The organism is Terrisporobacter vanillatitrophus (assembly GCF_051148895.1).
Taxonomy (GTDB): Bacteria; Bacillota; Clostridia; order Peptostreptococcales; family Peptostreptococcaceae; genus Terrisporobacter; species Terrisporobacter vanillatitrophus.
The window spans coordinates 563786-585030 of sequence record NZ_CP154625.1; the positions used below are offsets into that span (position 1 = coordinate 563786).

The window sequence follows — 21245 nt, forward strand, 5'->3', positions numbered from 1 at the left end:
ATGACACAATTCTTATTTTTCTCAGGAAAAGGTGGAGTTGGAAAAACTTCAATGGCATGTACAACAGGAGTTTATAATGCGGATAAGGGGCTAAAGACTTTAATAGTAACTACAGACCCAGCGGCAAACTTATCAGATGTATTTGAGCAAGAAATAGGTCATAAAATTACTAAAATAAATAATATAGAGAATCTTTATGCTATGGAAATAGACCCGGATGAAGCAACTAATGAGTATAAAGAAAATCTATTAGCACCAATGAGAGAAATCTTTGATGAAGAGATGATAAAAATAGCAGATGAGCAGTTAAGCGGACCTTGTACAGAAGAAATGGCTTCTTTTGATAAATTTATTGAATTTATGGAGTTAGATGATTATGATGTTATAATATTTGATACAGCTCCAACAGGTCATACCATAAGACTTTTAGAACTTCCAATAGATTGGTCTAAGCATATAGAAGAAAGTGCTGAGGGAACTGGCCAAACTTGCATGGGTCCTGTATCTATGATTCAAGATAGTAAAGATAAATTTGATAGAGCCATAGAAAAACTTAGAGATACTTCTCAAACAGACTTTATATTTGTTATGCAACCAGAGCAAACCTCATTAGACGAAACCTTAAGAGCGTCAAAAGAACTTAAAGAACTGGGGATATCAACTACTAAAATAATTGTTAATGGATTTATTCCAAAGGAAGAAGCTATAATACCTTTCTTTAAGTCAAGATATGATATGCAACAAGGTTATTTATCTAAAGCGAAAGAAACTTTCAATGGATTATCAATAGATACTATGGAGTTGTTTGATAGTGAACTTAAAGGTGTAGATAAATTTAGAATAAGTGCAGGTATATTATTTGAAAATAAAAAAGTTGAGAAAATTACTAATGTGGAATATAAAAATATAGATGAAATAAAAATTGAAAAAAATGAAAAAGTTAAGCCTCTTATATTACCAAAAGAAAATTCTATAAGAAATGTATTTTTCTCAGGAAAAGGTGGAGTTGGAAAAACCGTAATGGCTTGTATAACAGCGGTAAAATCAGCTAATGAAGGGTATAAAACACTTTTATTAACAACAGATCCAGCGGCTCATATAGGAAAAGTTCTAGATAAACCTATAGGAGACAGTCCAGGACCAATAGAAGGTTGTAAAAATTTATATGCAGCTAAGATAGATCCAAAAGTAGCCTTTGAAGAATATAAAGATATGGTATTAAAAGATGCAAAAGATAAATTTAGCGAAGCGACAATAGCTACAATGGAAGAGGAATTAAACTCACCATGTACAGAAGAAATGGCATCTTTCCAAAAGTTTATTTCTTATGCTTCTAAAGAAGAGTACGATGTTATTGTATTTGATACAGCACCAACTGGTCATACATTAAGACTTTTAGAATTACCAATGGATTGGTCAAAGCAAATTCAAATGAAGGCTGGAGTAAACTCTGAAATAAGTGAAGAAGACAAATTACAGAAAGAAAAATTTGATAAAGTTATAGCAACTATGAAGGATAAGAATAAGACTACATTTAGTTTTGTAATGTATCCAGAAAAAACACCTATAATAGAGGCATATAGAGCTAGTGAAGAGTTAAAAACTGTTGGAATTGAAACGGGTATGGTTGTAGCTAACCTTATAATACCTGAAGAACAAGCAATAACACCATTCTTTAGAAATAGAAGAAATATGCAAGAAAAATATTTAAGAGAAATAAATGGTGACTTTAAGAATTCAGAATTAGTAATAGTACCAATGTATGATAAGGAAATAAGAGGTATTGATATGCTAAGTAAGATAGGAAACAGTATATTTTAACTTATAAAAATAAAGTGAACTAAGTTCTAAAGTAAATAAATCTCAAAAAGTGAATAATTATCTAGGGCTTCTAGGAAATATACCGGGATGTTTCGTGGATGGTGATATATTATAATATATATATGAATATATATTGATATATATATTATAAAAAATAAAAAGGTAGAGTGGCTATAAATATAAAAAGATTGGTATCCAGTTATAAATTATAAGATATGTAATGCTTGTGGAGGATGTATAGAAAAGTGTAATTTTGGAGTGTACAAAGAAGGACAAGATGGAAAACCCGAGGTTGTATACCGAGAGGGATGTAATTGTAAAAATAGTGGTTGTTGATAAATAACTAGAGATAATAGACATTGAAGAAGTGGATTAAGTTTAATATTTGATCCACTTTTTGTATATTAATATTTTAGGGGAGGAATAGAAATGGAAGATAAATTAAAAAAGTTGTATATTGAGCCCACATCTAAGTGTAATCTAAATTGTAAAATGTGTTTTAGAAATACCTGGATAGATGAAGAATTGGGAAATATGACTATGGAAACTTTCAATGGTGCAATTAATACCATGCCAAGTGGTGTGGAGAAAATATTTTTTGGTGGAATGGGAGAACCTTTATTTCATCCTAATATTATAGAAATGGTAAAAATAGCATCTTCAAAAGTAAAAGAAGTTGAGCTACTTACTAATGGAACTTTATTAAATGAAGAAATGAGCAAAAAATTATTGGAAGCTGGTTTGACTATGTTATGGATTTCCATAGATTCTTTAGAATCTGAAGGATATGAAAAAATAAGAGTAAATAGTAAGTTAGAGAAAGTTATTAATAATATTAAAACATTCAACAAATTAAGAGAATATAATATTGAATCTAATAAAGCTAAAAATAATGTAAAGCTTGGAATTGCATTTGTTGCCATGAAAAGTAATATTGATCAACTAGAAAAAATGCCTTTATTTTGCGCAATTCATGGTGTGAGTAAAGTGAATGTATCCAACTTATTGCCATCAGATGAAACATCTGTAGATAATATTTTATATTCAAGAGCATTAGGTGTAGACACTAGTTCAGAATTGATGTTTAACATATTACCAGAGATAAATATACCTATTATGGATTGGAATATTCAAAATGTAGGCAAAAGTGTAAATAAATTATTAAAATCACAAGTATCAAGTTTAAGTATATGTAACAATAAAATTTCAAGAAAATCAAATTGTTGTAAGTTTATAGAAGAAGGTTGTTCATTTATAAAACATAATGGAAATGTAAGTCCCTGTATGGGAGTTTTACACAGTAGTGAAACATATTTATTTGATGAAAAAAGAAAGGTGTATCATCATTCATTTGGAAATGTATTAGATGATACTTTAAAAAGTATTTGGAACAAAGAGGAATATTGTGTATTTAGAGAAAAGGTAAGAAAATTTAACTTCTCACCATGTGTCGTATGTGGAGGATGTGAAAATTGGAAAGAAAATAAGGAAGATTGTTTTGGCAATTTAAAGCCTACATGTGGAGAGAATGTCTATAGATTTGTGTAAATAGACTTATTTATTAATTGATATTACTGGAAATTACTTATTCCAGTAATATTTTTTTATTTGATTGGAATACTAATAATGGTATTTTATACATTTTTATTATGTGTCTAATTTAGGACAATATACACTAAATTTACCATTTTCAAAAAAATTTTAGATTGTATATTTTTTAGGAATTCTATCTTCAAATCTAATTGTTAGCTGCGCTAAAGTGGTAGCCCAATTTTGATTTGGAGATGTCCATTTTTCTATGATTTTCATAGTAGAAAGATACAGAGATTTTCTTAGTGACTCATCTGTAGGAAATACAGTTCTAACCTTTGTATATTTTCTTAGCTGTCTATTAAAACCTTCTAGTGAGTTTGTAGTATATATGATTCTTCTAATATCTTCAGAAAAATCGAAAAACGTTGCTAAATTAGGCCAATTATTATACCAAGAATCTATTACAACTGAATACTTGTTATACCATTTATCTTTTAAAATATCTAAATTTGCAAGCGCAGTTTCTTCATTGAATGCTCTATACACATTCTTTAAATCTTTCATAAATTCCTTTTGATCTTTTGATGCTATATATTTTAATGAATTTCTAATTTGATGTACTATGCAAGTTTGTATATTCACATCTGGATATACAGTTTTTATTGCTTCTGGAAGGCCTTTTAAACCATCCATGCAAGCTATTAATATATCATTTAAACCTCTATTTTTTAAATCATTACATACTGATAGCCAGAACTTTGCCCCTTCAGATTCACCTATCCAAATACCTAATATATCTTTTTTTCCTTTCATATCTAAGGCCATACAAATGTATGCAGCTTTAGATACTATTTTATTATCATCTCTTACTTTAAAATGCATAGCATCCATATATACTATAGGATAAATTTCATCAAGTGTTCTACTTTGCCATTCGGCGGCAGCCTCAACAACCTTATCTGTTATCTTAGAAATCATTGAAGGTGATACATCTATACCATATAGCTCTTCCATTTCAGATTGAATATCTCTCACACTCATTCCACAAGCATAAAGACCTATTATCTTTTTATCTAATTCATTACATACTGTTTCATATTTCTTAACAACCTTCGGTTCAAATTCTGATTTTCTATCTCTTGGAACATCTAATCCAATATCACCAAAACTACTACTTATTGTCTTTGAACTATATCCATTTCGATAATTTGTATCATTATTATCAGATCTTTCATATTTCTCTCTACCTAGATGTTCTTCCATTTCAGCCTCTAAAAGTTGTTGCATTACATCCTTGAATAGTTTTTGCATCAATCCATTTTTTCCAACGATGTCTTCCATTGTCTTACATTTTTTCACCTCTGCTTGATAATCAATATCTGGAATAATTATATCTTTCATTTTACAAACCTCCATAAATTTTAATATGAATATTATTCCAAACTTACCAATTTTAAATACTAAAAAAGTGTAGGTAAGTTTGTTTTTACACAAACCTATCTACACTCCCCATGTGGAGCATGCCTTTGGTCTGAAGGAGTCATAACATGTCCATAACATTTTATTGTGTGATATACTTTAGACAAGGAAATATTAGAAGTTCTATTTATAACATGCAGGAGGAACAAAATGGACGGAATATTAGATTTTTTTAAGGTACTATCAGATGAAACAAGACTGAGAATAATGATTTTATTACACGAAAGAAAACTTTGTGTGTGTGAAATATGCGATCTATTGGATATTTCTCAACCGAAAGCATCTAGACATCTAACAAAACTTAGAGATATGGGATTTGTATTAGATGAGAGACAAGGTCAATGGATATTTTATTCTTTAACATTGAAAAATAAATCTATGGAAAGAATTTTATTAGAAGTTAGAAATAATATAAATGATTATCCTATACTGTCTCTAGATTTGGAAAAAGTAAATAGAAATATAGATAACTATTGTAAATTAAGAGAAAGAAACTTTGGGGGAAAATAAAAAATATCAACAAAATTTATATATTATTATTGATATTATGATTAACAAGCTCTACCATATATATATATATATATGGATGTACATATATATTAATTTAGGGGGAATTGATTAATTATGGAAGTTTATTTGGATAATGCAGCAACCTCTTATCCAAAACCTGAAATAGTTTCAAAATCAATTTATGATTATATGATTAATAATGAGACTACATCAGGTAGAGGTTCCTATAGGAAAGCTATGGAATCAGATAAATTAGTATATGAGACTAGGAAATTAATTAGTGAATTATTTAATTTTAATGATCCTAAAAAAGTAATATTTACATCTAATGTAACTGAATCTCTAAACCTGGCGATAAAGGGGATTTTGAAAAAAGGAGATCATGTGATAACAAGCTCTCTAGAGCATAATGCAGTATGGCGCTGTATCAAAACGCTAGAAAGACATATGGACATAGAAATAACTAAAATAGAAGCAGATAAAAACGGATTTACAAATTCAGAAGATATAGAAAATAGCATAAAAGAAAATACTAAACTTATCATTTTTACTCATGCATCAAATGTGTTAGGAACAATTCAACCAGTTAAAGAAATAGGAAAGAGAGCAAGAAAACATAAAATACCATTCTTAGTAGATGCAGCACAGACAGCCGGAGCATACCCAATAGATATTCAAAGAGACAATATAGATTTATTAGCATTCACAGGTCATAAAAGTTTACTAGGTCCTATGGGAACAGGAGGACTTGTAGTAAATTGGGATGGAGATATTCAACCTTTAAAATCAGGTGGTACGGGAGGGGACTCTGCTTATGAATACCAGCCAGATTATTTTCCTAATAGATTAGAGACGGGAACTTTAAATGTTAGTGGAATTATTGGATTAAGAGAGTCATTAAGATATTTAAAACAAGAAACAATAGAAAAAATTCATAAAAAGGAAATAGATTTAATTTCTTATGCTTTAAATGAACTAGAAGATGTAGACGGTATAGAGATATACGGTCCTAAAGATCCAGAAAAAATTATAGGTGTTATATCTTTTAATTTAGAAAACAAAAGAGCAGAAGATATAGCACATATCTTGGGAAAAAAATAAATATAAAAGAAATGATTTAGAAGTTTTAATGCTACTTTTAGGATATGAGATATAATTAATTCTAAAGTCAGTGTGTAAAGGGGAAAATAGTTATGAAAAATATGAAATTATTTGAATCAGCAGTTTGTACATGTGCGGAAAATCCAAATTCAAAAGAAAATCAAGAGTTACTTAGGGTATATGTTATAGTGGATATACTAAAAAAACAGGGCATAGAAATTGAAAGATATAATATTAATGAAGATTCTGAAGAATTTATAGAAAATGAAGTAGTATTTAAATATATGCAATCAGTGGGAGTAAATGGATTGCCAATAACAGTTGTAGATGATGAGATAGTAATAATAGGAAGATATCCTTCAAGAAGTGAATTTATAAGCTTACTAGAAATATCAAAAGAAGTTTTAATAAGTAAAAATATTGAAAGTGGATGTAGTTGTGGATGTGAGAATGGTTGCTGTAAGGATTATCATTAAATAAAGAAAGGTAATGTTAATTATGAAAAACTGTGGGGAATGTGGAATAGGAATAAAGTTGGATAATGGTAAGATAAAATGTGCTAAGTATAATACTATTAAGGATAGTTCAAGTGAAGGAAATTGCTTATACTTTATTGACTTTCAGTACGAAGTCGACGGAGAGTTGATGAATCCAATGCAACATATACTTATAAAAGAAAGAGAAGTTACTTCTAAGAGTATGAAAGGGCCAATTTAAATTGTAAAAAGACTTATAATATATTATTTTCAAGGGGGAATTAAAAATGGAAGAAAAACAATTACCAGGTTTTATTATGTGTGTATGTACAGGAAAATGTCCAGGATTTCAAGCTATGGATATATGGGATTTTATAAATCAAGTTAGAATAGAATTACCTGTAGAATATGCTTTTATACATCCTCAACTTTGTGAAGAAGATGGTGACAGATTTTTAGCTGATTTTCTAAAATCAGACAGAAAGTTAATTATAGGTGCATGTGCTCCTAATATGCAGAAAAAAATGTTCAAAGATGCTTTTAAGGAAGCTGGACTTGATATAAATAAGGATTTGGTTATGTTAGATATAAGAGATATGACTAATGAAAAAGCTATAGATGTTGTAAAAAATGCATTAATAGAATTAGGTTTCGAAGATGAAATGTTTTAAGGGGGTTAGCAATCATGAGTAGTGGAAGTATGCAAGGTTCAACTTTTATGGGAGTACCAAGGGAGAAAATAGATTGGTGCCCAACTATAAATTATGAAACATGTAATTATTGTATGGAGTGCGTAAAGTTTTGTCCTCATAATGTTTTTGAAGTAAGAGAAAATGAAGGTCAGAAACTAATAGTAAAAAATCCTGAAAACTGTGTAGTATTTTGTAGAGCTTGTGCTAAAACTTGTGGATTAGATGCCTTAACTTTTCCAAACAAAGGAGCAACTACAAAGGAAATAAAGAAAATTAGGATGGAGATGAATGACAATGAGTAAAAGTTATGCAGTTCTACCATGCAATGGATTAGATAAGTGCAATGGATGTATTACAAAAGAAGTAGCATTAAAATTAAATGAAGAGTTAGATTGTGAGATATTTTGTCCTGTTTTTTATAGGATATCTGATGTGAAATATAATGAAAAATTAAAAGAAAAAGAATTAATTGTAATAGACGGATGCAATACAAAATGTGCTACTAAATTAGCTACTGAGAAAAATCTAAAAATTAGCAAGAAAATAAATATATCAGATGAAGCTAAAGCATTAGGAATAAGTATAAGCAAAAGTTTAAAGTTAACAGAAAATGATGAGAAAATTATAAAAGAAGTTACTGATAATCTAATAAAAGATTTAGTAGAAGATAAAGAAGAAAGTGATACTTCATTACAACTAGAGTTCAATAAAAAGTTTCAGTATGAGTCATTTAAGAAAGATAAGTTCACGTTTAGAATACCTATGGATGATAATTTATATTTTACAGAAAATGACACATGGGTATATGTAGAAGGTAATATAGCTACAGTTGGTGTAAGTGATTATGTTCAACAAAGCTTAGGTGATATTATGTTTTTTGAACCACCTAAAATAGGTGCACAGATATATCAGTTTGATGAAATAGGTAGTATTGAATCTACAAAGATATCTTTAGAAATAGTGTCCCCAGTGGGAGGTAAGATAATAGGTGTTAATGAAAATTTATTAGATTGCCCTGAATATATAAATCAGAATCCTTATGAACAAGGGTGGATGGTAAAAATAAAATTGGATGATTTTGAAGAAGATAAAGAATTGATTATTAATGATAAAGAATACTATAAATTTCTAAAAAGAAAGGTAGATGAATTCCATGTGTAAAATAAAAGTAATACCATGTAGTGGAATAGGAAAAGTTCATGGTGCTATGTCAAGAGAATCAGCTTTAGAAACTATAAAAAAATATCCAGAAGAGTTTGAAGCAGTATGTTTGGCTCATGTAGTAACAGGAGAAAAAGAAGGAAAAGAAAAAGTTGAAGATTGTGAGTGTATTACAATAGATGGATGTCCAGCTATGTGTTCTAAGAAAAGTGTAGAATTGGCTGGTGGTAAGATTATAAAAAGTATGAAAGTAATAGATGAAATGAAAAAACATAGAGGTAAAAAGCCTGGAACTGCAACTATTCTTAGTGAAGATGGATGGATGATGGTAGACAATATGGTAGAAGAAATATGCAGTGAATTTGTAGAATCTACTGTGGAGGGTGAGTAATATGGATAAAAAAATAGGAGTAATATCATGTAGTGGAGAAGAGTGTTTCGGAGGTACGGTTGCAAGGCTTGCCACTCGTAAAATGATGGAAGTATTAAAACCTGATGAAACGGTGACAATTTGTCTTCCTTTATTTCTAGCAGGAGGAGAAGAGGAAAGAAGTTTTGCTAAGGAATACCCTACTATAGCGGTAGATGGATGTGATAAATGTTGTGCTAAGAGAGGAACACAAGTTCATAGTGGAGAAGTGAATGCTAATATTATAGTGTCACAGGTCATAGGAGAAGAGTTGGCATTAAGTGAAGTTGTATCGTTGAGAGATTTAACTGATGAACATTACAAAGCAATAGATAAACTTGCAGAAGTAATTAATGAAGAGTTTGAAAAAATAAATGGTTAAAACAGTTATTATTTTTACCAAGCTTAAAAATGATAAAAGAGGAATTAATATGAAATTAGTATACCAGATTATTAGAAGGGGGGAGCTTTAAATGAAAATACTTAATATTGAATGGAAACACCTAGATGCAGATGGAGAAACTTGCGATCGTTGCCATGACACTGGAGAGAATCTTTTTCATGAAGTAGAAAGATTAAACAGAGATTTGAAATCAAATGGTATTGAGGTTGTGCTGATTGAGACTAAGCTAGAAAAGGATCAAATTTCTCAATCAAATATTATTTTATTTAATGGAATTCCTATTGAAGAAATTCTTAATATAAAAGTATCAGAAAATTATTGTGATTCATGTTCAACTTTAATTGGAGCTAAAACTTATTGTAGAACAGTAAAATACGATGGCAAAGAATATGAAGATATTCCTGTAGAAGCTATAAGACAGGCTGCATTTAAGACTTTGGGCATAGTTGATGATAGAAAAGAAAAGAATTCTGGATGTAGTTGTAATAGTGGATGTAGTTGTAATTCTGGTGGTTGCTGTTAACATTAATTTTTTCATAATAACTATTATTCCTTTAGCTGTGCTCAAGTCACAAAGTTTTATGAAAAAATGAAAGAGAAAAAGATTATGTAGAATATAAAGACTTGTTTGATAAATTTGTTTGTGTTATAAATTTCTAATAAAAAATAAGGTGTAATAACATAATTTCAATGTTTACACCTTATTTTTTATTTAAAATTTAAAATCAAGGGCGGTTAGTCTATTATAAATTTCCTTCATAAGACTAATTTCCTCATCTTCACTATAAGCCTCGTAAGTAACGGAAAGTCTTAAATAAGCACCACAATCATCCCAAGGAACTGTGGATATCATGGCATTATTTAAAAGATAAGCAAAAGTATCTTCTGCATTATTAAAGACTACATCACCAGCTCCTTTAGGAATAGGAACATAAAGATAAAATCCACCTTTAGGTTTTTCAACTTTAAATCCAATTTTTTTAAGAACATCAATTAGTAAATCGAAACGTCTAGAATATCTTTCTATATTTTCTGAGATGAATTTTTCATAGTGATCAAGGGCAAAGGAAGCAGCTTTTTGTATAGGAATAAATTGTCCAGAGTCAGTGTGCCCTTTAATAGTTGAATAAAGTTTAATAGTTTTAGGAGAACCCACTACAAAAGCCATTCTAAAGCCAGTCATATTAAAGCTTTTAGATAAAGAGTGAATTTCCAAACAAAGATCCATGGCACCATCAACGCTTAAAATACTAATAGGTTTATAATCCCCATAAGTCAAAGCACCATAAGCCATGTCAGAGATTATGAAAATCTTATTTTTTCTACAAAAATCAACCAAATATTCATAATACTCTTTAGTAGCAATTTGTCCAGTTGGATTGTTTGGATAATTAATATAAATAAGTTTAGCTCTTTTTAAAATATCTTTAGGAATATTTTCTAAGTCAGGAAAGAAGTTGTTTTCTTCACAAAGGGGTAGATTGTAGACTTCTCCACCTAGAAATTTAGTATAAGTACCCATAATTGGATAGCCAGGCACTGTCATTAAACAAACATCACCTGGATTTATAAAACCTATGGGAATCATGGCCAAAATAGATTTTGAGCCTATGCCATGCATAACATTATCACAAGTTAAATTGTTTATATGATATACGTTTTTCATAAATCTACAAGCTGCTTCTTGAAACTCTAATATACCATTATCTGCATAAAATCTATTTTCATTCTTATGTGATTCTCGACATAAAATATCAACAATGGAAGAGTCAGCAATTTTATCAGGTTCGCCAACTCCCATATTAATAAGTGATATATTAGGATTATTTAATTTAGCATCATTAGTCATTTTTTTTAGTTTTTCAAATTTGTATAATCGTGTAGCCGTATTAAAGAAAGATAAATCGCCCAGTCTTTCTGAAATCATACTGTCTATAAAATCCATTTTTAATCCTCCAAATGTGTCAAGATACTTTATATTATGAAAAATTACTAAAAATGGGACGACTTTATTGTTTTTTGTTGATTTTTATAAATAAAATTTAAAACTGGTAAATATATCATGTCATTATAAATGATACCAAATATAATTCAAAAGGCTGCAATAAAGCAGCCTTTAATTATTAATTACAATTTTCTAAGATTGAAGAAATATCTTCAATCGTTACACTTTCATAAACTCGTCCGTTTACAGTTACAATAGGTGTTTTACGACAAACTCCTACACATCCACCAGACTCTAAACTAAATTTAATATCTTTAGTAGTTTCGCCAGATTTAATTCCGATTAATTTTTCAAACTCATGAAGAATGCTAGAGCTATCATCCTTGCTACAAGCATTACCAAAACAAATTTTTATCTTGTATTTACCTTTAAGTTCAGTAACAAAGTAGCTATAAAAATTGACAACACTTTCAACTTGGCTAAAAGGAAGATTTAACTTTTTGGCAATGTAAATCTGTACATCTTTTGGTAGATATCCGAATATACTTTGAGCATGATGTAAAGTATTCATCAGTGTTCTTTCATTATCATGGATTGAATTTATAAATATATCTAATTTATTAAATAACTCTTTATTTTTAGAGACAAAATCACACATATTAATCTCCTTTATATGTTTAAATATGGGCCTTCTTTTTATATTCTATAGCTTATGAATATAAACTTTCTAAAGATTATATCATATACCATAATCATCAATAATACAAACTTATTTATATAAAGCAAATGTAAGATAAGTATGATATTAATATGTGTTATTATTTATAATATATTTGAAAATAAATGAAAGAAGGTGTTAAGAATGAAAATTTCGAAAAAAGAAGTCTTTTCAATACCTAATATAATGGGATATTTTAGGATAATTTTAATACCTGTATTTTTATATGTTTATTATAACGCAACATCAATGGAGGATTATTATGTTGTAGCAGGTATAGTATGCATTTCTGGAATAACAGACTTTTTAGATGGATTTATAGCCAGAAAGTTTAATATGATCACTGAGTGGGGAAAATTCATAGATCCTTTGGCAGATAAGTTAACTCAAGCAGCACTTGTATTTGCTTTATCATTTAAATATAAATTAATGTGGTATTTAGTTGGCTTATTTATAATAAAAGAAGGCTTTATGGCAATTATGGGAATTATAATGCTTCAAAGAGGTAAAAAACTAGATGGTGCCAAGTGGTTTGGAAAGCTTTGTACGGCAATATTGTACATAGTAATGTTTATGTTAATGTTATTCCAAAGAATGAATAATGATAGAGCAAACTTTTTAATCTTAGTGTGTGGAGTATTTATGTTAATGTCTTTCATACTATACATCCCCGTGTTTTATAAGATGAATAAGTCAAATAAATAAGATATTTTTTGTAGAGTATTATGTGATTTATTCATATAGTTATATAGAAGCATAAAATCAGGGGGGATTATATGACAACATATATTCTATATTCGTTGGCAGCTGTAATGTGCTTTATATCCTATTTTAAAAATAAAGAAAAAACAAAAAATGCTTTAATCAAAGCTTGCAAATCTATGGAAAATATCATGCCTCAATTCTTATCCATAATAGTAATTGTAGGATTAATGCTAGCCTTTATTGATACTAATACAATTTCAAATTTAATAGGAAATGAATCAGGTTTTTTAGGAGTTTTATTTTCTGCAATTATAGGGTCAATTGTTATGGTTCCAACTTTTGTAGCATTTTCAACTGCAAATACTTTATTAAATAGTGGTGCGGGTTACGCTCAAGTGGCGGCCTTAGTATCAACTTTAACTTTTGTGGGGATAATGACTTTTACTTTAGAATCTAAATATATTGGGAAAAAGGCTGCTTTTTATAGAAATTTATTTGCGTTTCTATTTTCATTTGTAGTTGCCTTTTTTATGGGAGTGATTTTAGGGTGAAGGAGAAAATTTATTACTTAGCAAATAGATATAAGCTTTTTCTTATTGTTTTTGTTATTCTTATTTTAGTTATTATATTTGAAAAAAATACTGGTATAAAGGCATTTAATAGTTCAAAAGATAGCTTTTTGCAGATGTTATCAGTGCTGCCACCTATTATGATTCTTCTAGGATTAATGGACGAATGGGTCTCTAGAGAATCCATGATGAAGTATATGGGGGATGATTCTGGAATCATGGGAATTGCCATTGCCATAACTTTTGCAACTTTTGCAGCAGGGCCAATGTATGCGGCATTTCCATTTACAGCTGTTTTGTTAAAGAAAGGTGTAAAGTTTACTAATGTAATTATTTTTATGAATGCTTGGTGCGTTATAAAAATTTCTACTCTTCTATTTGAAATAAGTTCCTTGGGGTACAGATTTACTTTTTATAGATTATTGATCGATTTTATTGGGGTTATTGTTATGGGATATTTGGTTAATTATTTTGTTATGAAAGTAGGCAAGGAAGATAAAATTTTAAGTAGTTATATGAAACAAAATGTTTAAAAGTAAATACGTAAGGCATGAATTATATTTATATAATTCATGCCTTGTTTAACATCCAATCTATTAGCTTGAGGGAAGTAAATTTTCATATAAAATAAGGAGGATTTAATTTAAGAAAGAATCCCAACTTTTTTCAATAAGAATTCTGCATTTGTAGTAAGAGATTTTCCTTTTTTTAGCTTATAATCAAAGTAAATTTCATTATCTATATAATGTTCATTAAAACTACAATTTAAAATATTAGGATTTTCCTTTTCTAAATTACAAACATCTAAATCATGAGTTGTAATCATTCCTGAAACATGACATTTACACAATTCTCTTAGGACACCTTCGGCGCCTTTAAGTCTATCTATAGAATTTGTTCCCCTAAAAATCTCATCTATCAAAAATAATGTATGAGAGTTAATATTAGATTGATTAATTATTTTTTTTATTCTTTTTAGTTCCGCATAAAATGTTGAAATTCCTTCGTTTAAATCATCTTTTATACGCATGGATGTAATTATATTCATTTTAGATGATAACATGCTATTGGCACATACATAACTTCCAGAACAAGCAAGAACCATATTAATACCAACAGTTCTCATAAAAGTAGTTTTACCAGACATATTAGAACCAGAAATAATGTAAATATTATTATCTAGATTAAAATCGTTGCAAATACGTTTATCATTGGCGATTAAAGGATGACCCATATTTGTAGCTTCAACTATGTTGCTTTTCTCAGTAAAAGTAGGAAGACACATATTGTTACAAACTCTAGGAAGGTTGGCAAAGCTAATTAAACTTTCCAGTTCTCCTAAAGTATGAAACCAACTTTCTACTGAATCATAATATTCTTGCTTCCAATTATCTAAATCTATTGCATTTTTGTAATCCCAAAGTAATAAAGCGTTTAGAATAATGCACATAACACCATTATTACGCTGATTTATATTTGAAGCAATTTTTGATAATTTGTTAACTCCAACCTTAGCTTTTTCTATATTTTTTTCGATTTCATTTAATTTATTAGAAGTAAATTTTACTTTTGTAATATTATTAATAACATCATCGTAGTGACTAATTTTAGGTGCTAACTTTTTAAGTGTTCCAACATAACTATTTGCTTTTAAATAACCAATAATCCATAGTAACAGTTGAAATATAATTAAACAGTTAAGAATAATAAAACCAAGAGTATTTTTAGTTACTAGAGCATAAAGCAAAGCAAGACAAGTTATTATACTAGATACTTTAAATAATAATTTTAAAGATTTACTTTCAATAAATCTTTTTTTATCTTGAAGTTGTGAAATTAAATTGGCAAAATCCTCATCCACACCGATAAGAGAAAAATTATATTCTGTTTCAACAGAAAAATCATAATTTTTGCTTAACTCAGTAATAGCCTCATGACGTTTTTGAATTTCTTTATCTGAAAAATTAGGACTTAGTAAGTCTTTCACAAATCTTCTTCTTCCATAATAAGTACCAGTACTATTAATCATTTGGAATAAAGAATTTTTACCTACTATATCCAAATCTGTTGCATAAGGGTGATCATAATCTATAAATTCTTCACCAATATCTGTGAAGCCAGACCATTCACCAGAAATTCTCTTTATATTAGCCTCATCAATTTTTATGATTCCTTCAGCTTTATGTAGTTGTTCATAAGTAGTTTTATGAAATAAAGATGCAATAATAAAGATAACTATTTCCACTATTAAAAGTAAAATTAATTTTAAAGGATAATGATTTACATATATTTTGTATATGTTATAGCATATTAAAATAAACAATGCCATTTTAAAGATAGAGATTATATTAGCAGTTTTGTTATGTTCCAATATACTTGATTTTCTTTTTTCTATATCATCTATAAATTTTGATTCCATAAATTTCACCTCCAAATTTATCCTGTAACTTTTATGATAACCAATATTTATAGAAAATCCAACTAATTTGATTTATTTAATGTTTAAATTAAATTTTCAATAGTAATTTGCTTGCTTTTATTGTTAAAATAAATATTAAAAATTGTATTGACTCTGACGTTACGTTATAGAATATAGTTATAAGTGTAATAGGGAATTGAAGAAAGGAGGTTGAAAAATGAAGATAAGCGAAGTTGCAAAATTGACAGGTATAACAGTTAGGACTTTGCATTATTATGATGAAATAGGACTATTAAAACCTAGTGAAATTACAGAATCAGGATATAGGTTGTACTCTAAAGATTCTCTTGAAACTTTGCAGCAAATATTGTTTTTTAGAGAGCTAGATTTTCCTTTAAATGAAATAAAAGAAATAATGACAAATCCCAATTATGATAAAATGGAAGCTTTGAATAAGCAAAAAGAATTGTTAGTAAAAAAACGCCAACGAATAGATAATTTGATTGGCCTTATAAATAATAGTATAGAAGGAGAGGATAATATGAGCTTTAAAGAATTTGATATGAAAGATATAGAAGAAAGTAAAAAGAAATATGCTAAAGAGGTAAAAGAGCGTTGGGGAAACACAGACGCATACAAAGAATGTGAGGAAAAAACAAATAGCTACAGTGAAAATCAATGGGGAGCTATTAATAAAGAAAGTAGTGAAATTTTAAAAGCTTTTGGACAGCATATAGGTTGTGATCCAGGAAGCGCAGAAGTACAAGATTTAGTAGAAAAATGGAGAAATCACATTTCGTCTAGTTTTTATAATTGTACAAAAGAAATTTTATCAGGCTTAGGTTTAATGTATATAAATGATGAGAGGTTTCAAAAAAATATTGATCAAAATGGGGAAGGAACAGCTGAATTAATGTCAAAAGCCATTGAAATTTACTGTTCTAAATAACCAAATATTATTTTAGAAATTAAAAAAGCCTCTTAATTTTAGGTAGTTAAAATTAAGAGGCTTTTTTTAATATTTAATATATATTAATTCAGATTCGTTATATCTAGCCATAGCATAAATTACATCGGAAAGTCTGTTTACATATTTCAATAACTGTGGATTGACAGTTTCAACCTTACTAAGAGAAATAATTCGTCTCTCAGCCTTTCTACAAATTGTTCTAGCTATATGTAAGTTAGCAGAAATCAAGTTAGTACCAGGAACTATAAAGGCATCCATTTCATCAATTTTTAAGATATAAGAATCTATAATTTTTTCCAAAGATTTCACATCATCATCAGTTAAAGGTGTTTTATATTTTCCCTCTTCCTTAGTTGCTAACTCAGCAGATATAGAAAATAACTTTATTTGTATGCTTCTTAAAATTTCTTTATCTTCATCTTTAGCATAATTTGTACAAAGGCCTATGTAAGAGTTTAGTTCGTCTAAAGTTCCGTAAGATTCTACTCTTATATCATCTTTATCAACTCTACTTCCATCATATAGTGAAGTTTTACCTTTATCCCCTGTCTTAGTATATATTTTCATAATTGTCCTCCTTATATATTTTTATTAATAATATACCCATAGACAATTCGTACATATTCAAATATTTATTAAAGATTATACATTAAAATAAAAAATTGTGGGTATATACTAATTATAAAACGAATTTATCAAAATTATTGATGATATAAAAATTAATAAATAATAGGCGAATAATTATAATCTACGGAGGAAGATAAAATGGCAAATTGTAATTCATGTCCATCAAAAAATAATTGTAATAAACAAGATACTTGTACAATAGAAAATAATCCAAATAATAAAATAAAAAATATAATAGGTGTTATGAGTGGAAAAGGTGGAGTAGGAAAATCTACAATAACATCACTAATAGCAAAAAAACTTAATAAAGAAGGATACAAAGTAGGAATATTAGATGCAGATATAACAGGACCAAGTATCCCAAGACTTATGGGAGTACAACATGAAAGAGCATTTTCAAATAATGGAAAAGATATTTATCCTATAATAACTAAAGAAAATATAAAGACTATGTCTGTAAACTTTATGGTAAATGATGAAAGTCAGCCAGTAGTATTTAAAGGGCCTTTAATAAGTAATACAATAAAACAATTTTACAAAGATGTAATGTGGGAAGAGTTAGATTATTTGTTAATAGATATGCCTCCTGGAACAGGAGATGTGGCTCTTACAGTTATGCAGTCTTTACCTATAACTGGAATAATAATGGTATCTGTTCCTCAAGATATGATATCTATGATAGTTGCAAAAGGTGTAAATATGGCAAAAATGCTAAATATAAATATATTAGGTGTGGTAGAAAATATGAGTTATATTGAATGTCCAGACTGCAATAAAAAGATTAAGTTATTTGATGGAGAAGAAACAGAGACATTCTTGAAAGAAATGGATTTGGATCTTTTAGGAGAATTACCAATGACTAGAGAAATTGTGGAAATTACTCATAAGGGATCAGAAGAGGTAAGTGAAGAATTAGAGAATATTTTAGGTAGTATAGTAGAAAAAATAAATGAAAAATTATAAAAAAGTTGAATTATATAAAATTATATCAAAATGAATTTGTTAATAATACTATGAATACTATAATTAGTGATATATTTATTTCTAGATTAAAAGGAGACTTAAAATGAAAATAAAGGTTATGACTGTATTTGGCACTAGACCAGATGCTATAAAAATGGCTCCTCTAGTAAGAGAATTAGAATCTAGGGAAGAAATAGATAGTATAGTATGCGTAACAGCTCAACATAGACAAATGCTAGACCAAGTATTAGATGCATTTAATATAAAATCTGATTATGATTTAAATATTATGAAACCAGGTCAGACTCTTGCAGAGATAACAAGTAGAGTTTTACAAAATTTAGATCATATCATAAGAGAAGTAAAACCAGATATTGTATTAGTTCATGGAGATACAACAACAACTTTGGCAGCTAGTTTTGCAGCATTTTATAATAAAGCAACTCTTGGTCATGTGGAGGCAGGACTAAGAACATATAATAAATATTCTCCTTATCCAGAGGAGATAAATAGACAAGTAACAGGACTTATAGCTGATATGCACTTTACTCCAACAGAAATATCAAAAGAAAACTTGATTAGGGAAGGTAAAAAGGAATCATCTATATACGTTACTGGAAACACATCGATAGATGCACTAAAAACTACAATAAGAGAAAACTATACTCATAATATAATAGAAAAAATAGGTAAGGATAGAATGATACTTCTTACAGCACATAGACGAGAAAATTTAGGTCAAAATATGAAAAGTATGTTTAGTGCAATAAAAAGAATAATTGATGAATTGGAAGATGTTCAAGTTGTTTATCCTATACACTTAAATCCCCTTGTTAGGGAAACTGCCAATGAAGTATTTGGAGACTGCAATAGGATACATTTGATAGAGCCTTTGGAAGTACTAGACTTTCATAACTTTCTTAATAAATCTTATATAATAATGACAGATAGTGGTGGAATTCAAGAAGAAGCACTTTTTCTAGGAAAACCTGTATTAGTACTTAGAGATACGACAGAGAGACTAGAGGGAATAGCTACAGGTACTTTAAAATTAGCTGGTGTAGAGGAAGAAACTATTTATACTTTGACAAAGGAATTATTAACTAATAAGGAAATATACAGCAGTATGTCAAAGGTTTCAAATGCATATGGTGATGGAAATGCCAGTGGATATATTGTTGATGTAATAATAAAAAAATTTAAGTAGGAGTTGAAAAAAATGTTAGAAGCAGGAGTAAAAGCACCTGAATTTAAATTACAAGATAAAGATGGAAATGAAGTAAGTTTATCAGATTTTAAAAATAAAAAAGTAGTATTGTATTTTTATTCAAGAGACAATACATCTGGTTGTACTAAGCAAGCATGTTCTTTCAGAGATAGTTATGAAGAATTCACATCAAAAGATGTAGTAGTAATAGGAATAAGTAAAGATAGTGTAAAGTCACATAGTAATTTTGCCACAAAGCATGAACTACCATTTATATTACTATCAGATCCTGAACTTGAAGCAATAAAGGCTTACGATGTATGGCAGGAGAAGAAGCTATATGGGAAAGTTAGTATGGGAGTGGTAAGAACAACATATATTATAGATGAAAATGGTATTATAGAAAAAGTTTATAATAAGGTTAAAACTGACAAGAATGCAGGGGAAATATTAGAGTACTTGGGATAGATATTAAAGAACCGAATTTATTTGGTTCTTTTTTTGTGGTATTATAAGATTGAGATAGGAGTGAGACATTTTGAAATTACAAAAACCAGGAATGAGAAATATAAAAACAGGTATAGGAGTTATGATATGCGTACTAATTGGAAAATTGCATATAATTGATAGTACTTTTTACGCGGCAATAGCTTGTATTGTTTCCATGCAAACAACTGTAAAAAGCTCTTTAACAGTAGGTTTAAATAGATTAAAAGGAACATTTATTGGTGGTTTAATAGGATTTATATTTGTGCTTATTCGCCCAGGTGATCCAATATTGTCTTGTTTAGGAATAATCACAACTATTTATATTTGTAATATTTTAAAAATAAATAAATCTATAGCTATTGCTTGCGTTGTATATTGTGCAATTCACTTAAGTATAGGTGATGCAAGCCCAATAGCGTACTCTTTATCTAGAATTTTAGACACGTCTATAGGAGTAATTATAGGAGTGGCTGTGAATTATTTCATATTTAGACCAAACTATTTAGAAAGTATATATAAAGAAATTAGAATTATTGAAGAAACATCAATTAAACTACTAAAAAGTGAAATAGAAAAAGGTGAACATGCAGATGTTTCATCTTTAAAAAATGAAATCACAAGATTAGAAGGATCGTACAAAAACTTTTTAGAAGAATTAGAGTATAGAAATCAAGAAGTTGATAATAAAGAAATAAACAATACTATAAAAAAATGTAAACAGATTTACTTACATCTTCAAATTCTAGAGCAAATGAAGGATAAATGTTATCTTAACAAGGAAAACTATATTAAATCTAAGGGTATATATGATACTTTACCTAAATGTATTGAAATAAAAGATAATACAAGCATTGTTTACAATTATCATATTAGTTCAATAATTGACAATATAAATGAAATACATGAAGTTGATGAAAATAATAACAATGAAGGTGATTTACCAATAATGGCTTAATATATATATATAAAATTAAAAAATACTTAAAATAAAGATAACTCATAATATTTTTTTTTTAGTGTTATAATTACCTTGCTAGTATAATTAACA

The 21245-nt window shown here is 28.5% G+C and carries 25 protein-coding genes; 20 read left to right on the forward strand and 5 right to left on the reverse strand.

What is annotated here, in order from left to right; all coding sequences use genetic code 11:
* Together TVTCOM_RS02955 and TVTCOM_RS02960 are read left to right on the forward strand one after the other, a co-directional pair.
* Positions 1-1821 carry a TRC40/GET3/ArsA family transport-energizing ATPase gene (locus TVTCOM_RS02955; protein WP_434798359.1) on the forward strand — a complete coding sequence of 607 codons (1821 nt, stop codon included), beginning with the start codon at positions 1-3 and terminating at the stop codon, positions 1819-1821.
* A gap of 429 nt (positions 1822-2250) precedes the next feature.
* Positions 2251-3369, forward strand: coding sequence for a radical SAM protein (locus tag TVTCOM_RS02960; protein WP_434798360.1), 1119 nt, complete (start codon positions 2251-2253; stop codon positions 3367-3369).
* Positions 3370-3522: 153 nt separating this feature from the next.
* Here the strand turns inward: TVTCOM_RS02960 and TVTCOM_RS02965 are convergent, their stop codons facing one another.
* Positions 3523-4755: an IS256 family transposase gene (locus tag TVTCOM_RS02965; protein WP_434796184.1), complete on the reverse strand. Its 1233-nt coding sequence runs from the start codon at positions 4753-4755 to the stop codon at positions 3523-3525.
* A gap of 228 nt (positions 4756-4983) precedes the next feature.
* Here TVTCOM_RS02965 and TVTCOM_RS02970 point away from each other — a divergent pair, with 228 nt between their 5' ends.
* The 10 genes from TVTCOM_RS02970 to TVTCOM_RS03015 all read left to right on the forward strand — a co-directional run bounded on the left by TVTCOM_RS02970 (position 4984) and on the right by TVTCOM_RS03015 (position 10108).
* Positions 4984-5343 (forward strand): ArsR/SmtB family transcription factor, encoded by a 360-nt coding sequence (locus TVTCOM_RS02970; RefSeq protein WP_434798361.1) that lies wholly within the window; start codon positions 4984-4986, stop codon positions 5341-5343.
* Between the two features lie 114 nt (positions 5344-5457).
* Positions 5458-6444, forward strand: a complete 987-nt coding sequence (locus tag TVTCOM_RS02975) for an aminotransferase class V-fold PLP-dependent enzyme (RefSeq protein WP_434798362.1) — start codon at positions 5458-5460, stop codon at positions 6442-6444.
* Positions 6445-6536: 92 nt separating this feature from the next.
* Positions 6537-6920, forward strand: a complete 384-nt coding sequence (locus TVTCOM_RS02980) for an arsenic metallochaperone ArsD family protein (protein ID WP_434798363.1) — start codon at positions 6537-6539, stop codon at positions 6918-6920.
* Positions 6921-6933: 13 nt separating this feature from the next.
* Complete coding sequence (locus tag TVTCOM_RS02985; protein ID WP_434798364.1) at positions 6934-7161, forward strand: hypothetical protein; 228 nt, start codon at positions 6934-6936, stop codon at positions 7159-7161.
* A 46-nt stretch (positions 7162-7207) separates the two neighbouring features.
* Positions 7208-7591, forward strand: a complete 384-nt coding sequence (locus TVTCOM_RS02990) for a hypothetical protein (protein ID WP_434798365.1) — start codon at positions 7208-7210, stop codon at positions 7589-7591.
* A gap of 14 nt (positions 7592-7605) precedes the next feature.
* The gene (locus tag TVTCOM_RS02995) at positions 7606-7914 is read left to right on the forward strand and encodes a 4Fe-4S dicluster domain-containing protein (RefSeq protein WP_434798366.1); all 309 of its coding nucleotides are present in this window, start codon (positions 7606-7608) and stop codon (positions 7912-7914) included.
* A complete protein-coding gene (gene gcvH, locus TVTCOM_RS03000; protein ID WP_434798367.1) occupies positions 7907-8773 on the forward strand; it encodes a glycine cleavage system protein GcvH in 867 nt (288 codons plus the stop codon). Before TVTCOM_RS02995 ends, gcvH begins: the two co-directional genes overlap by 8 nt.
* Entirely contained in the window at positions 8766-9164 is a 399-nt protein-coding gene (locus tag TVTCOM_RS03005; RefSeq protein WP_434798368.1) for a putative zinc-binding protein, read from the forward strand. The genes gcvH and TVTCOM_RS03005 overlap by 8 nt, the downstream gene beginning before the upstream one ends.
* 1 nt (position 9165) lies before the next feature.
* Positions 9166-9564 carry a putative zinc-binding protein gene (locus TVTCOM_RS03010; protein ID WP_434798369.1) on the forward strand — a complete coding sequence of 133 codons (399 nt, stop codon included), beginning with the start codon at positions 9166-9168 and terminating at the stop codon, positions 9562-9564.
* A 91-nt stretch (positions 9565-9655) separates the two neighbouring features.
* Positions 9656-10108, forward strand: a complete 453-nt coding sequence (locus tag TVTCOM_RS03015; RefSeq protein ID WP_434798370.1) for a DUF2703 domain-containing protein — start codon at positions 9656-9658, stop codon at positions 10106-10108.
* Positions 10109-10297: 189 nt separating this feature from the next.
* Here the strand turns inward: TVTCOM_RS03015 and TVTCOM_RS03020 are convergent, their stop codons facing one another.
* Together TVTCOM_RS03020 and TVTCOM_RS03025 are read right to left on the reverse strand one after the other, a co-directional pair.
* Positions 10298-11530 (reverse strand): aminotransferase class I/II-fold pyridoxal phosphate-dependent enzyme, encoded by a 1233-nt coding sequence (locus tag TVTCOM_RS03020; protein ID WP_434798371.1) that lies wholly within the window; start codon positions 11528-11530, stop codon positions 10298-10300.
* A gap of 178 nt (positions 11531-11708) precedes the next feature.
* Positions 11709-12188 (reverse strand): NAD(P)H-dependent oxidoreductase subunit E, encoded by a 480-nt coding sequence (locus tag TVTCOM_RS03025; protein WP_434798372.1) that lies wholly within the window; start codon positions 12186-12188, stop codon positions 11709-11711.
* Between the two features lie 204 nt (positions 12189-12392).
* On the opposite strand from TVTCOM_RS03025, the gene TVTCOM_RS03030 reads away from it, so the two are divergent.
* The 3 genes from TVTCOM_RS03030 (at position 12393) to TVTCOM_RS03040 (ending at position 14055) form a co-directional block, all read left to right on the forward strand.
* A complete protein-coding gene (locus TVTCOM_RS03030) occupies positions 12393-12953 on the forward strand; it encodes a CDP-alcohol phosphatidyltransferase family protein (RefSeq protein ID WP_434798373.1) in 561 nt (186 codons plus the stop codon).
* Positions 12954-13024: 71 nt separating this feature from the next.
* Positions 13025-13504 (forward strand): permease, encoded by a 480-nt coding sequence (locus TVTCOM_RS03035; RefSeq protein WP_434798374.1) that lies wholly within the window; start codon positions 13025-13027, stop codon positions 13502-13504.
* Positions 13501-14055, forward strand: coding sequence for a permease (locus tag TVTCOM_RS03040; protein WP_434798375.1), 555 nt, complete (start codon positions 13501-13503; stop codon positions 14053-14055). Before TVTCOM_RS03035 ends, TVTCOM_RS03040 begins: the two co-directional genes overlap by 4 nt.
* A gap of 110 nt (positions 14056-14165) precedes the next feature.
* On the opposite strand, the gene TVTCOM_RS03045 is transcribed toward TVTCOM_RS03040, so the two are convergent.
* Complete coding sequence (locus TVTCOM_RS03045) at positions 14166-15941, reverse strand: MutS-related protein (RefSeq protein WP_434798376.1); 1776 nt, start codon at positions 15939-15941, stop codon at positions 14166-14168.
* 217 nt (positions 15942-16158) lie between these two features.
* Between TVTCOM_RS03045 and TVTCOM_RS03050 the strand changes: the two genes are divergently transcribed.
* A complete protein-coding gene (locus TVTCOM_RS03050; protein ID WP_434798377.1) occupies positions 16159-16890 on the forward strand; it encodes a MerR family transcriptional regulator in 732 nt (243 codons plus the stop codon).
* Between the two features lie 66 nt (positions 16891-16956).
* Here the strand turns inward: TVTCOM_RS03050 and TVTCOM_RS03055 are convergent, their stop codons facing one another.
* On the reverse strand, positions 16957-17478 hold the full coding sequence (locus TVTCOM_RS03055; RefSeq protein ID WP_434798378.1) for a cob(I)yrinic acid a,c-diamide adenosyltransferase: 522 nt from the start codon (positions 17476-17478) through the stop codon (positions 16957-16959).
* A 198-nt stretch (positions 17479-17676) separates the two neighbouring features.
* On the opposite strand from TVTCOM_RS03055, the gene TVTCOM_RS03060 reads away from it, so the two are divergent.
* The 4 genes from TVTCOM_RS03060 (at position 17677) to TVTCOM_RS03075 (ending at position 21152) form a co-directional block, all read left to right on the forward strand.
* Positions 17677-18501 (forward strand): Mrp/NBP35 family ATP-binding protein, encoded by an 825-nt coding sequence (locus tag TVTCOM_RS03060; protein WP_434798379.1) that lies wholly within the window; start codon positions 17677-17679, stop codon positions 18499-18501.
* 103 nt (positions 18502-18604) lie between these two features.
* The gene (wecB, locus tag TVTCOM_RS03065) at positions 18605-19708 is read left to right on the forward strand and encodes a non-hydrolyzing UDP-N-acetylglucosamine 2-epimerase (RefSeq protein WP_434798380.1); all 1104 of its coding nucleotides are present in this window, start codon (positions 18605-18607) and stop codon (positions 19706-19708) included.
* Between the two features lie 12 nt (positions 19709-19720).
* Positions 19721-20176, forward strand: a complete 456-nt coding sequence (bcp, locus tag TVTCOM_RS03070; protein WP_434798381.1) for a thioredoxin-dependent thiol peroxidase — start codon at positions 19721-19723, stop codon at positions 20174-20176.
* Positions 20177-20246: 70 nt separating this feature from the next.
* Positions 20247-21152, forward strand: a complete 906-nt coding sequence (locus TVTCOM_RS03075; protein ID WP_434798382.1) for an FUSC family protein — start codon at positions 20247-20249, stop codon at positions 21150-21152.
* Positions 21153-21245: the final 93 nt, after the last annotated feature.